The organism is Geminocystis sp. NIES-3708, from assembly GCF_001548095.1.
GTDB lineage: Bacteria > Cyanobacteriota > Cyanobacteriia > Cyanobacteriales > Cyanobacteriaceae > Geminocystis.
In genome coordinates this window covers 2,129,864-2,144,257 of the sequence record NZ_AP014815.1, presented here as the reverse complement: position 1 = coordinate 2,144,257, position 14,394 = coordinate 2,129,864, and the positions used below count along the sequence as shown (strand labels likewise).

The window sequence follows — 14,394 nt, the reverse complement described above, 5'->3', positions numbered from 1 at the left end:
TTTTATTCTTTAATTCTCAAATATTCAGAAAATCTAAATTTTTGTCTCCTAATCCTGATATGATGATAGAAAACTTAATTTTAGTCAATTATAAATCATTACCAGCCCATGTCTATTAATCCTTCCATTCCTCTAAGTCAATCAATCCCCGTTGATAAAATTAGCTACAATGAACAAGGATTAGTACCTGCTATTACTCAAGATTATCTCGACGGCACAGTATTAATGATGGCATGGATGAATGAAGAATCATTGCAAAAAACGTTAAGCACGGGAGAAGCATGGTATTGGAGTCGCTCTCGTCAAGAATTATGGCATAAAGGAGCAACTTCTGGACATATTCAAAAAATAAAAACTATTCGCTACGATTGTGATAGTGATGCTTTATTATTAAGTATTGAGCAAATTGGGGATGTCGCTTGTCATACTGGCGAAAGAAGTTGCTTTCATCAAATTGATCACTCTAAATCTGCACCTCCTGCGGATACTTTATCAGAATTGTTTAAATTGATTTGCGATCGCAAAGAGCATCCAGTAGAAGGTTCTTACACTTGTAAGTTGTATGAAGGTGGAGATAATAAAATCCTCAAAAAAATTGGTGAAGAAGCCGCAGAAGTCGTTATGGCTTGTAAAGATGATAACCCAGAAGAAATTGCGGGAGAAATTGCTGATTTGTTTTATCACTCATTAGTTGCTTTAGCTTATCATCAAGTTAATTTAAGAGATGTTTATAAAAAATTGCAAGAAAGAAGACGTTAAAAATCATTCTATTAAATTAAATTTAACTTCAATATAATGATGACAAAAGATTATTGAATATGATCAATATTATCTTTTATGCACTGACGAAATTGTTTTAAAGTAGCTGTTTCTCCGATGTTTAAACTTTGGTTAATTAGTTGGGGAATGAAATCTAAATTTAGCCAAGAAAATATTTTACTTTTGGGGCATTGTTGATGACTATTAGTTTCAGAATTAAAGCAAAATATAGTTAATTTTTGACCATTATAACGCCAAATTTCAGGCACTTTCAAAGTAGCATAAATCGGTAATTTATTTAATGAAGCACTGGTAATATCAATCTCTAAAACTAAATCAGGAGGAGGATCAGTGTCTAAGTCAATATGTTGTTTATTTCTCACTAAAGGCTCATTATTTATATAATAACAAGAGTCGGGTTCAACGGCTTGTTTTTCCTGATTAGATTTTAATGTAAGTGAGCCAAATTTTTTTAAATTAATATTAAGTTCATCAGCAATTGCTCGAATTATATCATCAATAAAACGATTGTTATTTTCATGTTCACCTAAAGGACTCATAATTTCTAAATTACCTAAATAATAACTTAAAAGTTGATTTCTTTGATCTCCTAATTCCTCAAGAAGACGATTAAAAGTTTCCCAACTAACATGATTTAATAAGATGATATTTTCGGCAATAGGTTTTGTTAAAATAGTAACCATTTTCTTTATTTTAATAAAAATATAGTATTTATAATAATTGTATGAACTAAATTAATGGTCAATTATTTTTTGTTTCTTCATCTAAAATAGCCTCAATATTATTGTAAATAGCCTCTGCTTCTTCTAAGGAATTACCAATACTGGTTAAACCTATTTTACCAAATTCTGATAATGCACCCATCAAATGAAAAACTGTTCCTGTTTTGGTGCTACTATCAAAATGTAAATGATGTTTAGCAATAATATCCATTAAATCATAGGGTAATAATCCATGATATTGAGGTTTTTGTAAATTATCGGAAGCTATATAATATTTAGCTTTTTCTTCAGGACTATAAAATAAACCATCTTCACAATTATAATGACCATTGGTTAAGAATTTTAACGTCATAAATGGGTGAGTTGTACCACCTTTTCTTAGGTTAATTTCTATGGCGTATAATATCCATTTTTCTTCTTCTTTTATAGCTAAAAAGTCCACAGAAAACCTTTCTATTGCCCCTTTTTTTGCTAATTCTAAACCCACTTTTAATCCTAATTCTTGTAATTTTAAACGGTAATTTTCTTGGGCTGGAAATTTACAACCTAGATAAATTTGTCCATCTTCTCCCCCTAAAATTTGATCATGAGTCGAAATTATTTCGACTTTTCCGCTAGGTGTTATATAACCCTGCATACTGGGGGAAAATTTTATTTCTCCTTCGATAAATTCTTCCACAATAACCCCTAATTCGGGAATGCGATCACAAAAAGTAAGCCATGTATCGCCTAAACCTTGTAATTTAGCTTCATGGATAATTTGAGCAACTAAATTTTGTTTTTTTTCTAAACTTAAATCATTTAAAAATAAGTGAGAAATACCACTAACATCTAAAACAGCATTTCCTTCTCCTGAAAAACCTTCATTTAATTTAATTACTACTTTATTCAAATAAGTTTTTCTGACTAATAATAGAGTAATTTCTTTAATTAAATCATCGATATTATAAACTAATTGACTACCATCAGGATAAAGAATATTACAATTTTTAAAAATTTCTCGACTACCACCTTTTGAACCCCAATATAATAATTCTGGACTAGAAGCTAATAAAGGAATATTTAATTTTAGTGATAATTTTTGTTCTAAAATAGTAGAATTAAAACAGACCATATAACTTTTATTAGGACGCAAAAAGTTTTTAATTTTACTTATTAAGCGTGGTCTTTCTAATATCTTTTCAGTTAAAGGTTTTTGAGAAGAATCATAGGTTGTTAATAATAATAAACGTTCTCTAGCGTGGGAAAAAGGAATACCTGGTAATAACTGTAAATAATAGTCAATAATTATTGGAGATAAAGGTTGAGCAGTAATATAAATTAAACGGGTATGAGGATTTCTTAAACGAATCAAAGAAAATAAAAGTCTTTCTTCATAGTGTAAAAAACCGACAACTTTTTTGCCAACTTTTTGATCAATACTAAAAGAAGGAATTACTAAAATATCTTGATCATCATCATCTAAAATATCCCCTTCTTGCCAATAGTTTTTTAACTGATTTTGTAATACTTGAAAATGTTGTTTTTCTTCTAAAGTAATGGTCATAATTTATAATTGATATTAAAGCTATTCATAATTTTGTTTCTATTGTTTATTTTTATAATGACTAATTATTTTTCCATTTAATATTACAACCAATACTTGGTTTTTGCTCTATATTTATGGGTTGATTTGTCAATAAAGCATCTATGGCATTGCGTAAATCTTTCCCCGTAACAGGAATATCTAAACTAGGACGACTATCATCTAATTGACCACGATATACTAATCTAAAATTACTATCAAATAAATAAAAGTCTGGAGTACAAGCCGCTAAATAATTTTTAGCTATTTCTTGAGTTTCATCATAACAAATAGGGAAATTAAATTCCTCTTGTTCTGCCATCAATTTAAGATTTTTAGGGGAATCATCAGGATAATTAATAACATCATTACTGCTAATAGCAATAACACCTAAATTTTTATTTTTATAATCATTGCCAATGTTTGCTAATTCTTTTTTTATATGTTTAACAAATGGACAATGATGAGAAATAAACATAATTACTAATCCTTTATAACCTCGAAAATCTGTCAAAGAAATAATCTTATTAGAGACAACATCAGCTAAACCAAAATTAGGAGCAATTGTACCTAAAGGCAACATATTAGAAGCAGTTAATACCATAATAATTAATAGTGAATAATAAATATTTAATAGTTATTTTACTTAAGATTATCACTCTAAAATAAAATTTAATTTCTAATTGGTCATTCCTAATCATTTATCAGCTCAGTGAACTGTAAAAAACCTTGAAAAATAAAAATTTAAAACTTTTAATATACCAAACTTTATCCTCATAGAAAAAATAAATTTAGCAAATAATTATCAAGAATCAATTGAAACAATGTTTAAGTTAATTCTCTCGTAGTCTTCTAGTCTTCTAATCTCCTTGTTTAATCTTCACCGATAATTTTATATCCAACTCAGGTATTTATTGCATTCGATCGATGGTACGATATTGTATCGCTTCAGCTAAATGATTGCTCTTTAAATCTTCATCTCCAGCTAAATCTGCAATAGTACGAGAAACTTTTAAAATACGATCCATCGCACGAGCCGATAAACCTAATTTACGAATTGCACCCTCTAACAAATTACGACTCATATCATCTAATATACAATATTCTCTTAAATGTCGTGATTGCATCTGTGCATTAAAACTGATATTATCATTCTTGAAGCGGTCTTGAGCTTTTTCTCTACCCTTTACAACCCTTTCCCTAACTATTTCTGAACTTTCACCTGTTTTTTGTCTAGTCATTTCTTCCGGTTTTAGCCGACTTACTACTACTTGTAAGTCAATGCGATCAAGTAAAGGACCAGATAATTTTGCCCAATATTGTTCTCTTTGTCGTGGTGAGCAAGTACAAGGTTGAATAGTATCCCCGAAATACCCACATGGACATGGATTCGTCGAAGCTATCAGGGTAAATTGTGAAGGGAAAGCCACTGATTGCCTTGCTCTTGAAATGGTTACATATCCGTCTTCTAAGGGTTGTCGTAAGAATTCTAATACGTTACGTTTAAACTCCGTGAGTTCGTCCAAGAAAAGTATGCCAAAATGTGACAATGATATTTCTCCGGGTTTTGGAAATGAGCCACCCCCTACAAGGGCAACACCAGAAGCCGAATGATGAGGACTACGAAATGGACGCTCTCGTATTAATGAGCCTTTATCTTTAAGTAATCCAGCGACTGAATAAATTTGCGATACTTGTAGTGCTTCATTAAAATCTAAAGGTGGTAAAATAGTTGGTAAACGCCTTGCTAACATGGTTTTACCAGCTCCTGGTGGTCCTACAAAGATAAGATTATGCCCTCCTGCTGCAGCAATTTCTAAAGCTCTACGGGCGTGATTCTGTCCTTTAACATCTTTTAAATTATTGATATTATTGAAGAATGGTTCAAATTCTGCTTGAAGGTTAAATTTTGTAGGGAAAAATTTTTCGGGTTGTTGCAAAAATTGGGCTACTTCATCTAAATTACTTAACCCATAAACTTCTATCCCTTGCACCACGGCGGCTTCTTGGGCGTTATCTTTCGGCACAATCATCCCTTTAAAACCTAATTTTACTGCCGTTGCGGCCATGGGCAACACTCCAGCAATAGGGCGTAAACTTCCATCCAGAGACATTTCTCCCAGAAATAAATAATCTCCTAACAATTGCGGATCAACTTGCTCTGAAGCGGCTAAAATACCTATACTGATGGGTAAATCAAAACTTGGTCCTTCTTTTCGTAAATCTGCGGGTGTTAAGTTAACCGTAATTTTACGTACAGGAAAAGCAAACCCAGAATTTTTGATAGCCGCTTTTACCCTTTCTCTTGATTCTTGCACGGCAGTATCAGGTAAACCGACAACAGTAATTTTTGGCAAACCGCCCGACACATCAACTTCAACTCCGACTTTTACCGCATCCACACCGATAATGGTGGCACTCCAAACTCTAGCTAACATAGGTATTAATAAATTAGCAATTAATAATTAACTATACTACTAAATTCCTAATTGGAGGAACTTTTTAGTAATTAATAAATCAATTACTACAAAAATCTATTTTCTTATATTGTATTTCTGTCGTCTGCTCATCTTCATTCAAATATTAAAAACCTACTTTGGTTAGATTGGAAAAGGGCTAAACAAATTAACTCCTACTTTGAAAATGCCCTATCATTTTAAACATTAAAAAGGTGAGCAATGCCCACCCTAAAATTATTTTTATTTATGAGTTGGATTGAAAAACAAAACCCAACACAATCTTTAATTAGTAATCAAAGTCACCACCACCGGCAGGAGCGGCAGCTTTATCTTTTTCAGGTTTATCAACGATAATACACTCGGTAGTTAATACCATACCTGCAATAGATGCAGCATTTTGAATACCAGAGCGAGTTACTTTAGCAGGATCAACAATACCTGCAGAGAACATATCTACATATTCATTATTAGCCGCATCATAGCCAGTGTTAAAGTCTTTTTCTTTAACTCTTTCAGCTACCACAGCACCATTTTGACCAGCATTTTCAGCAATACGTTTTAAAGGTGCGGTTAAAGCACGAGCAACGATTAAAGCACCAGTTAACTGTTCAGCGGTAAGATTAGCTTTAGCCCATTCCTCTAAGTCAGGAGCTAAATGTGCTAGAGTTGTACCACCACCAGGTACGATACCTTCTTCTACTGCCGCTTTAGTTGCGTTGATAGCATCTTCTAAACGTAGTTTACGATCTTTCATTTCAGTTTCGGTAGCCGCACCAACTTTGATTACTGCTACACCACCGCTTAATTTAGCTAGACGCTCTTGTAATTTTTCTTTGTCGTAGGAAGAATCAGACTCTTCGATTTGACGACGAATTTGATCGCAACGGGTTTTAACGTCTTTCTCATTACCTTCAGCTACAATAGTGGTGCTATCTTTAGTGATAGTAATACGACGAGCAGTTCCTAATTGATCTACAGTAGTAGTATCAAGTTTTAATCCTGCATCTTCACTGATCATTTGTCCACCAGTTAAGATGGCTAAATCTTCTAACATTTGTTTACGGCGATCGCCAAATCCGGGAGATTTAACAGCCGCAACGTTTAAAACACCACGAAGACGGTTAACAACTAAGGTTGCAAGAGCTTCTTTTTCGATGTCTTCAGCAATGATGATTAAAGGCTTACCTTGACGAGCAACTTGTTCTAAAACAGGTACTAAATCTTGAACTAAAGTAATTTTTTTGTCAGTAATTAAGATGAAAGGATCTTCAAAAACTGCTTCCATACGCTCGGTATCGGTTACGAAGTAAGGAGAAATGTAACCTTTATCAAAACGCATACCTTCGGTAATTTCAAGCTCGGTTTCCATGGATTTACCTTCTTCAAGGGAAATAACTCCTTCTTGTCCGACTTTTTCCATTGCTTTGGCAATCATATCACCAACTTCGGTGTCATTACCCGCAGAAATAGTACCTACTTGGGCAATAGCTTTGCTATCTTCTACTTTTCTTGCGTGGGCAGCGATTTTTTCAACTAAATGATCGGTAGCTTTGTCAATACCACGTTTGAGGGCGATGGGGTTAGCACCTGCGGCAACGTTGCGTAAACCTTCTTTAACGATAGCGTGAGCTAATACAGTAGCGGTAGTTGTACCGTCACCTGCAACGTCATTGGTTTTAGAAGCCGCTTGACGAATTAAAGCAACTCCAGTGTTTTCGATGTGATCTTCTAATTCAATTTCTTTAGCGATGGTAACACCGTCATTAACGATTTGGGGAGCTCCAAATTTTTTCTCTAAAACGACGTTACGTCCTTTAGGACCAAGGGTTACAGCTACTGCTTCTGCTAATAAATCAATACCTTTTTCCAGCGCACGACGGGCTTCTTCGTTGTAAATAATAGATTTTGCCATAATTAATCGATTCTCTTTATTTTATAATTTGCAATAATTTTGATTTTCTCTCGCAAAGTTGCAAAGACGCAAAGTCTTTATTTTCAAAGGAGATAGGTTTTCAAGGTTTTTAAGTATTATTATGATACTACCGCAAGAATATCTTTTTCAGATAGTAATACATAGTCATCACCACCGAGTTTGATGTCTGTACCAGCATATTTAGAGTACAATACGCGATCGCCAACTTTCACTTCTACAGGAGTGCGATCACCTTTATCATTTACTTTACCTTCGCCAACGGTAACAACTTCACCTACTTGGGGTTTTTCTTTGGCGTTATCGGGTAAGTAGATACCACCTGCAGTTTTTTCTTCTGCTTCACTAACTTTAACGAAAACTCTGTCGCCTAAAGGCTTAACGGTTGATACATTAATGGTAATTGCAGCCATTGATAGTTTGCTCCTTTTTTGCTTGATTATGATTTTTGATGAGTTCGTTTTTATTTTTAGCGCTCTCACCTTACGAGTGCTAATTTAACCGAAAATTCACCACCATAGCAACTACCTCAATTGTACGGGTTTCCGAACTTACCTGAGTTCGACAGAATAAAACTGATGGAGGCAAGACAGGGAGATGAGGTAGATTGTTTTCAAAATGAGTCAACATCTGAAACGAAAATTTTATATCGAACTCAGGTGATATAAGTATTAAACAGTAGAGACAATTAATGAATTATTTGTGCAGCGAATAAAATACTTGTTTATTACATTCTAATTATTAGAACATTTTGTTATTTCAGTGTCTATTTTTTCTTGAATATTGGAAGGGATACCTAAAATTGCATCACGATAAAGGTAATCAAATTCTCGACGAAAATGTTGGGCAATTAATGGATTATAAATTATTAAAAGAGTTTCATCATTAAGATTATTCGCCGCATTTGACCAATTATGAGACCCTGTGATAATGGTATAGTTATCAACAATGCCAAATTTATGATGTAATTTGTCTCCTTGAGCTAAATTAGGAATTCCAACAGTTTCGATGGGTTGTTGCCAAGGATTATTATTCTTTTCATATTTGCATTTATTGGGTAAAGCTAATCCTAACAAATCTAGTCCTTCACTATAGTATTGATAGGCAAAATTAGGATCAATTAAGGCTCTTATTTTTACTCCTTGTAACGATTCATTTTTTAAAGTATTTGCTATATCTTGATCGCTAAAAACAAATAATGCTAAATCAATAGAATTACTGGCAGATTTGAGAGTATGAGATATTAAACCGTTGGTGCTTTCTATCCATGATTTACTTTGAGAAGTAGGTGAAAATTTTATAACTATAGTGTTTTCTCCTATTTTAACTATTTTCTCTCGGCGATAAGGCTTTTTTAAACCAAATAAACTATCTTTTTTTCCCCCTACTCCATCTCCCCAAAGATAGTTAAATTCTTCTGTAAAAATATTGGCTAATGAAGAGCTATTTATTACTAGAATATGATTAGCATTGCCGATTGTTTCTAAATTTTCAAAATCTCCATGAATATCACTGAGGGTAAAATTAGCTGAACCTGTAACAATTTTTTCTCCATCAATAATGATAAACTTATGGTGCATTAATCCACTGCCTTTACTACCATCTTCTCTATCATCTATTATGGGAATATTGACTTGTTTTAAAATAGCTAAACCATCATTATTTTTCAATTGATTCAAGGGTAAATTATAGTTATTTTCTATAACAATTCTAACTTTTACACCTTGTTTTTTTTTATCTATAATCGCTTTTGCTAAGTTTGTTAAATTTATCTCTTGTACTGCTATATCTAAAGTTGATTTTGCTGTGTTTATTTGTTCGATAATAATAGCTTCTAAATTATCTCCAGTACGTTGAATATTACGATAAGGATCTAAATATTCTTTCCCCTTTGCCTGATTGTGATTAAAATAAACTTCTATGGCAGAATCTTGAGATAATGGAGGCAATTTTTTAACTTGACTTTGACAACCATTTAAAAATAATAAATAACTGATTATAGTTAAAGATAAAGAGATAATTTTGACCATTTATTTGGCATATTTAAAACTCTATTTGAGATAATGTATATTGCAACATTGCGGGGAATTTATTATAGTATTTTACGTTTAAAGGAGAAGGATGAGGTAAAGGAAAAATAGCAACTTTTTTTTGATGAATTTTCCCTTGTTCATCTAACGCTTTAATGGTGATATTTAAACTTTTTTGATAACGTTGATCCCCTTGAGACCAAAATTCATTAAAATCCTCTTTACTAGCATAATTTTCAAACCATTTAAAACCTTCTGTGCCTAAGGTGATAATTTGATTACCTTGCCAATGAATCACTAAAAATTGTTCTATAAAAGGACGAAATCTTTTTTTTACTTTCAGAGTATAAGCTTTATTTTCTGGTGGTTTATAGGGTACAGTATTAGTTAAAATTAAACGATCTTTTATTGATTCTAATTGAACTCTATCTTCTGTTTCTTTTTTATAGATTGCCTTATAAAAACCTTGTCTAACTAATTTACCAGCCGCTCCAATTAAAGGTTGTCCTGCCATAACTTCATCTTTACCCAAATCTCTTCCAAAAAAACAAATATTACTCTTTAAATTTCCAAAATATAAAATAGGTTTAGTCGGATCTTTTTTTGCTGATTCATAAACAGGAATATCAAGAGGAAATTCTTCTCTTTGGGCTTCTTTTTGGATTTGATTAATTAGGTTTTCTATAGTAAGCATTTACATTAATTTATATATTTTAGGAAGAATTTTATAATTTTTCAAAGTTTAAATAACGTTAATTTAGGTTAATAAACTGGCAAAGAGTGCTTTTCCATCTGTGAAACCTAATGCTATATCACTGGCTCTTTCTGGGTGTGGCATCATCCCTAAAACGTTACCTTTTTTATTAGTAATTCCTGCTATATTTTTACATGATCCATTTGGATTATTTTGACTATTAATTTCTCCTTTTTCACCACAATAACGAAATAAAATTTGTCCGTTATCTTCTAACTTTTTTAAGGTATCTTCATCAGCGTAATAATTTCCTTCACCGTGGGCAATGGGAAAAATAACTACTTCTTCTGATTGATAGCCTTTTGTCCAAAGAGAGTTATTATGTTCTACTTTAATTGGTATTTGATCACAAATAAAGTGTAAATCACGATTACGAGTTAATGCACCGGGTAATAATCCTGCCTCTGTTAATACTTGAAAGCCATTACAAATACCTAATACTAATTTGCCTTTTTCTGCGTGTTCGATAATACTTTTCATGACAGGAGAAAAACGGGCGATCGCACCACATCGAAGATAATCACCATAGCTAAAGCCACCAGGGATGACAACGATGTCTAAATCATCAATATCAGTTTCTTGATGCCATATCATACGTGTAGGTTGATTTAAAATCCCTTCTGTCACCATCGCTACATCTCGATCACAATTTGAACCTGGAAAAACTACGACACCAAATTTCATGTTAAACCTCTTTACAATTAATAACTTTGTCTTATCTGTTCGTCTTCTAATCAATAGGAATTAGATCAAAAGAATAATTTTCAATGACAGGATTAGCTAAAAGTTGATCACAAATTTCATGTAATTGTTTATCGGCGGATTCTTTATTTTCTGCTGTCAATGTTAATTCAATATATTTGCCAATTCTAATATTTTCTACTCCTTGATAACCCAATTGATGTAATCCTGATTCTACAGCCGTTCCAGCCGTATCTAATACAGACTTTCGTAAAGTAACATAAACACGAGAATTAAATTTTTGAGTCATGGATAGTTCCTAAAATATAAAATCAATGTGGAAATAGCACAGAGCTACTTCTAATGAAAATTTCCAAACTAAAAAGGATTTTAACATGAGTAAGCTCTGACGGATCTAACCTGAGTTCGATATAAAAATAGATGATGATTGACTCTTGTTGATACGAAGACAGGGAGATTATATCCTCAATGAATCAATAAAATTATTTTAAAGTGTACAAATATTAGGAATTTTTCTACCTGTTTCCTTGTCCACTTCTCCACCTGTCTCGTTTTCACAACTTTTCCTCTGTCGAACTGAGATGATCTAATGTTTACTCATTTTGTTAACTTTTTTAAGGTAACGTTTGCACCGATGACTAATTATGCAAAAATAATAAAGTTACCTTTTGGGCATATATCCTCAAGTTTATTCAAATTTATTATATTACATCTCAACTATGAACGTAGGCGATCGCATTAAAGTACAAGAATCAGTATTGGTATATCATCATCCTGAACATAAAAAAGAAGCCTTTGATTTAAAAGGGATGGAAGGAGAATTAATAGAAATTGTAACTCAATGGCAGGGAAGACCTGTAAGTGCAAATTTTCCTTATCTTGTGAAATTTGACAAAAAATTTAAAGCCCATTTTCGAGAAGATGAAATTTTAACTATTGATAATCAATAAAAACAGGCTTTTGATTACAGATAGACAAGAAAAATTTTCGGGGAATAAATAGCTTTGGATGAGCAAAAGGTAGAAATATTAGTACCTTTTCTACCTCTTTACTTGTCAATATTTGTCTTCAGAATTATTATTGCATCCAACAAAGATAACATTAGCAATTATCAATAGACGTTTCAAAAAAAGAAATTTAAAATAAATTCTTGTTTATCAATAATCAATTCCTATTACCAGTGCCCATTGCCTGAAATCTAAATAAAGTATAATATGTCTTTAAATTAAAAATTATCTTTCATCCCTCTCAAACGCCCAAAAACTCTCTCAGGTTCATCAAAACCCATCGCCGACTTAATCGTAGGTGTATCCCAACGGAAAAAAGGATTAGTTAATTTTTCTAATTGAATAGAAGATGGTATCGTAGAAATATTTTGTTGACGAGCAATAATAACTTGTTGATAACGTTTTTGTAAATCTTCATTATCAGCATCTACCGTTATGGCAAATTTTAAATTGCCTAAAGTATATTCATGCGCACACCATACCCTCGTAGAATCAGGAAGATTACGCAATTTACTTAAAGAAGTTACCATATCTTTTGGTGTTCCTTCAAATAATCGACCACAACCTCCTGCAAATAGGGTATCACCACAAAATAATTCCCCTGAATCTAACTCATTTATGGGCGGAAAATAATAGGCAATATGAGCATAAGTATGACCCGGAATGAAGAATATGTCTGCTTTTCTACCAGCAAATTCCACCGTATCACCTTCTTGCAGAAATACTTTTTGGAGAGGAATTCTACCTTTATCTTTAATGCCACCATAAACCACTGCATCAGGATAATGCTCTAATAATTCTTTATTGCCTCCTATATGATCACCATGGTGATGGGTATTAAAAATGGCTACTAAATTGCCACCAATTTTTTCAATTTCGGCTAATACAGGTTTTGCTTCGGCAGGATCAACTACAGCCACTTGGTTACTGTTAATATCATGAAGTAAAAATATATAGTTATCACTTAAAACGGGAATTCTGATAATATTCATGAAATAATCACCTGAAAAAACTTAATATCTTTATTTTACTTAGAACCTGTTGGAAAAGTTTAAAGAAAGAATGATAAGCTAAAACACATTTAATTTACATATATTTTTATTACTAATAAATCAATCTACTTTTTCTGCTCGATTTACAATCTAAATGCTTTCGAGCTTAATAGGCTCTGATTGATATTTGCCTTTTGATGGTTAATCATTGATAATTGATCACTGTTGACCAATACAATAGTTAAATTATTTAAAACATGAGTGTTGAACTCCGCAGTTACGTTTACTTAGACCGATTACAACCTCAACACGCTTCCTATATTGGTACAGTTGCCTTGGGTTTTTTACCTTTACCCGGTGATGCTTCTCTGTGGATTGAAATTTCTCCCGGCATTGAAATCAATAGGATTACTGATATAGCGTTAAAATCGGCGGTAGTACGTCCGGGAGTTCAATTTGTGGAACGTCTTTATGGATTATTAGAAATACATTCTAGTAATCAAGGAGAAACTAAAACTGCGGGAAGAGCTATTTTAGATGCTTTGGGAGTAAGTGAAAAAGATTGCATTAAACCTGAAGTGGTTTCTAGTCAAATTATCCGTAATATTGATCCTTATCAAGCACAAATTATTAACCGTAATCGTCGAGGACAAATGTTGTTAGCTGGGGAAACTTTATATGTTTTAGAAGTAAAACCAGCCGCTTATGCTGCTTTAGCCGCTAATGAAGCAGAAAAAGCCGCTTTAATCAATATTCTTTCCGTACAAGCAGTGGGTAGTTTTGGTAGAGTTTATCTTGGCGGTGCAGAAAGAGATATAAAAGCAGGAGCTCAAGCGGCTTTAGAGGCGATCGCCAACGTGGGAGGTAGAGTAATTTTATCAGAGATAAATGAGTAAAGGATAAGAAAAATGATTAATGATCAAGAATATTGGCAAAATTTAATTAAAAATGTCGAAAAATGGAATCAGTGGCGTAAATTTAATGATGATGTCAAGATTGAACTATCTGGGATAAATTGTAGTAATTATGACTTAGAAGGCATTGATTTGAGTAATTGTAAATTAACTGATGTGAATTTAATTGGTAGTAATCTCAGATTTGCTAATTTAAGAAATGCACATCTTACTAATGTCAATTTAATCGGTGTTAACTTAAGATTAGCTTGTTTAAGAAAAGCAATTTTAATCAATACTCAATTACACAGAGCAAACTTAAGCGAAACGGATTTAAACCAAGTAATCATCAGTGAATCAGACTTAAGTAATAGTATTTTATATGAAACGGAACTGGGAGAAGGGAAAATATATAAAAGTAACTTTAGTCATGCTCAATTAATTAATACTCATCTGATTAAAGCTGATTTAATTTTATGTAATTTTGACGGTGCAATTTTCCAAAATGCCGATTTTCGTTGGGCAAATATTATTAGGCATCTCCAATGATTGAGATAAATA

The 14,394-nt window shown here is 32.5% G+C and carries 15 protein-coding genes; 4 read left to right on the top strand and 11 right to left on the bottom strand.

Going from position 1 to position 14,394, the window contains the following annotated elements; genetic code table 11:
• The first annotated feature begins 108 nt into the window (after window positions 1–108).
• Window positions 109–759: a bifunctional phosphoribosyl-AMP cyclohydrolase/phosphoribosyl-ATP diphosphatase HisIE gene (hisIE, locus tag GM3708_RS09495; protein WP_066346014.1), complete on the top strand. Its 651-nt coding sequence runs from the start codon at window positions 109–111 to the stop codon at window positions 757–759.
• 50 nt (window positions 760–809) lie between these two features.
• On the opposite strand, the gene GM3708_RS09490 is transcribed toward hisIE, so the two are convergent.
• The 10 genes from GM3708_RS09490 to purS form a co-directional block, all read right to left on the bottom strand.
• Window positions 810–1,463, bottom strand: coding sequence for a Uma2 family endonuclease (locus GM3708_RS09490; protein ID WP_066346011.1), 654 nt, complete (start codon window positions 1,461–1,463; stop codon window positions 810–812).
• 58 nt (window positions 1,464–1,521) lie between these two features.
• On the bottom strand, window positions 1,522–3,048 hold the full coding sequence (locus GM3708_RS09485; RefSeq protein ID WP_066346008.1) for a peptide ligase PGM1-related protein: 1,527 nt from the start codon (window positions 3,046–3,048) through the stop codon (window positions 1,522–1,524).
• Between the two features lie 61 nt (window positions 3,049–3,109).
• Window positions 3,110–3,670 carry a thioredoxin family protein gene (locus GM3708_RS09480; RefSeq protein ID WP_066346005.1) on the bottom strand — a complete coding sequence of 187 codons (561 nt, stop codon included), beginning with the start codon at window positions 3,668–3,670 and terminating at the stop codon, window positions 3,110–3,112.
• 307 nt (window positions 3,671–3,977) lie between these two features.
• The gene (locus GM3708_RS09475; RefSeq protein WP_066346003.1) at window positions 3,978–5,504 is read right to left on the bottom strand and encodes a YifB family Mg chelatase-like AAA ATPase; all 1,527 of its coding nucleotides are present in this window, start codon (window positions 5,502–5,504) and stop codon (window positions 3,978–3,980) included.
• A gap of 307 nt (window positions 5,505–5,811) precedes the next feature.
• Complete coding sequence (gene groL, locus GM3708_RS09470; RefSeq protein ID WP_066346001.1) at window positions 5,812–7,437, bottom strand: chaperonin GroEL; 1,626 nt, start codon at window positions 7,435–7,437, stop codon at window positions 5,812–5,814.
• Window positions 7,438–7,556: 119 nt separating this feature from the next.
• Window positions 7,557–7,868, bottom strand: coding sequence for a co-chaperone GroES (groES, locus tag GM3708_RS09465; protein ID WP_066345994.1), 312 nt, complete (start codon window positions 7,866–7,868; stop codon window positions 7,557–7,559).
• 321 nt (window positions 7,869–8,189) lie between these two features.
• Window positions 8,190–9,485 carry a phosphatidylserine/phosphatidylglycerophosphate/cardiolipin synthase family protein gene (locus tag GM3708_RS09460; RefSeq protein WP_066345992.1) on the bottom strand — a complete coding sequence of 432 codons (1,296 nt, stop codon included), beginning with the start codon at window positions 9,483–9,485 and terminating at the stop codon, window positions 8,190–8,192.
• 13 nt (window positions 9,486–9,498) lie between these two features.
• On the bottom strand, window positions 9,499–10,179 hold the full coding sequence (locus GM3708_RS09455) for a uracil-DNA glycosylase family protein (RefSeq protein WP_066345990.1): 681 nt from the start codon (window positions 10,177–10,179) through the stop codon (window positions 9,499–9,501).
• A 63-nt stretch (window positions 10,180–10,242) separates the two neighbouring features.
• Window positions 10,243–10,923: a phosphoribosylformylglycinamidine synthase subunit PurQ gene (purQ, locus tag GM3708_RS09450; RefSeq protein WP_066345984.1), complete on the bottom strand. Its 681-nt coding sequence runs from the start codon at window positions 10,921–10,923 to the stop codon at window positions 10,243–10,245.
• Window positions 10,924–10,969: 46 nt separating this feature from the next.
• Window positions 10,970–11,230 carry a phosphoribosylformylglycinamidine synthase subunit PurS gene (purS, locus tag GM3708_RS09445; protein WP_066345977.1) on the bottom strand — a complete coding sequence of 87 codons (261 nt, stop codon included), beginning with the start codon at window positions 11,228–11,230 and terminating at the stop codon, window positions 10,970–10,972.
• A gap of 430 nt (window positions 11,231–11,660) precedes the next feature.
• On the opposite strand from purS, the gene GM3708_RS09440 reads away from it, so the two are divergent.
• A complete protein-coding gene (locus tag GM3708_RS09440; RefSeq protein ID WP_066345975.1) occupies window positions 11,661–11,891 on the top strand; it encodes a ferredoxin-thioredoxin reductase variable chain in 231 nt (76 codons plus the stop codon).
• A 275-nt stretch (window positions 11,892–12,166) separates the two neighbouring features.
• Here the strand turns inward: GM3708_RS09440 and gloB are convergent, their stop codons facing one another.
• Entirely contained in the window at window positions 12,167–12,940 is a 774-nt protein-coding gene (gene gloB, locus GM3708_RS09435; protein WP_066345974.1) for a hydroxyacylglutathione hydrolase, read from the bottom strand.
• A 257-nt stretch (window positions 12,941–13,197) separates the two neighbouring features.
• On the opposite strand from gloB, the gene GM3708_RS09430 reads away from it, so the two are divergent.
• Together GM3708_RS09430 and GM3708_RS09425 are read left to right on the top strand one after the other, a co-directional pair.
• On the top strand, window positions 13,198–13,836 hold the full coding sequence (locus tag GM3708_RS09430) for a hypothetical protein (RefSeq protein ID WP_066345970.1): 639 nt from the start codon (window positions 13,198–13,200) through the stop codon (window positions 13,834–13,836).
• Between the two features lie 12 nt (window positions 13,837–13,848).
• On the top strand, window positions 13,849–14,382 hold the full coding sequence (locus GM3708_RS09425) for a pentapeptide repeat-containing protein (protein WP_066345968.1): 534 nt from the start codon (window positions 13,849–13,851) through the stop codon (window positions 14,380–14,382).
• Window positions 14,383–14,394 lie beyond the last annotated feature (12 nt).

Bases quoted from the DNA above. Each gene is read 5' to 3' on its own strand.
- GM3708_RS09460 (WP_066345992.1), bottom strand. From the start codon at position 9,485: ATGGTCAAAATTATCTCTTTATCTTTAACTATAATCAGTTATTTATTA.
- GM3708_RS09475 (WP_066346003.1), bottom strand. From the start codon at position 5,504: ATGTTAGCTAGAGTTTGGAGTGCCACCATTATCGGTGTGGATGCGGTA.
- purS (WP_066345977.1), bottom strand. From the start codon at position 11,230: ATGACTCAAAAATTTAATTCTCGTGTTTATGTTACTTTACGAAAGTCT.
- hisIE (WP_066346014.1), top strand. From the start codon at position 109: ATGTCTATTAATCCTTCCATTCCTCTAAGTCAATCAATCCCCGTTGAT.
- GM3708_RS09490 (WP_066346011.1), bottom strand. From the start codon at position 1,463: ATGGTTACTATTTTAACAAAACCTATTGCCGAAAATATCATCTTATTA.
- GM3708_RS09455 (WP_066345990.1), bottom strand. From the start codon at position 10,179: ATGCTTACTATAGAAAACCTAATTAATCAAATCCAAAAAGAAGCCCAA.
- purQ (WP_066345984.1), bottom strand. From the start codon at position 10,923: ATGAAATTTGGTGTCGTAGTTTTTCCAGGTTCAAATTGTGATCGAGAT.
- GM3708_RS09440 (WP_066345975.1), top strand. From the start codon at position 11,661: ATGAACGTAGGCGATCGCATTAAAGTACAAGAATCAGTATTGGTATAT.
- groES (WP_066345994.1), bottom strand. From the start codon at position 7,868: ATGGCTGCAATTACCATTAATGTATCAACCGTTAAGCCTTTAGGCGAC.
- GM3708_RS09485 (WP_066346008.1), bottom strand. From the start codon at position 3,048: ATGACCATTACTTTAGAAGAAAAACAACATTTTCAAGTATTACAAAAT.
- GM3708_RS09425 (WP_066345968.1), top strand. From the start codon at position 13,849: ATGATTAATGATCAAGAATATTGGCAAAATTTAATTAAAAATGTCGAA.
- GM3708_RS09430 (WP_066345970.1), top strand. From the start codon at position 13,198: ATGAGTGTTGAACTCCGCAGTTACGTTTACTTAGACCGATTACAACCT.
- gloB (WP_066345974.1), bottom strand. From the start codon at position 12,940: ATGAATATTATCAGAATTCCCGTTTTAAGTGATAACTATATATTTTTA.
- groL (WP_066346001.1), bottom strand. From the start codon at position 7,437: ATGGCAAAATCTATTATTTACAACGAAGAAGCCCGTCGTGCGCTGGAA.
- GM3708_RS09480 (WP_066346005.1), bottom strand. From the start codon at position 3,670: ATGGTATTAACTGCTTCTAATATGTTGCCTTTAGGTACAATTGCTCCT.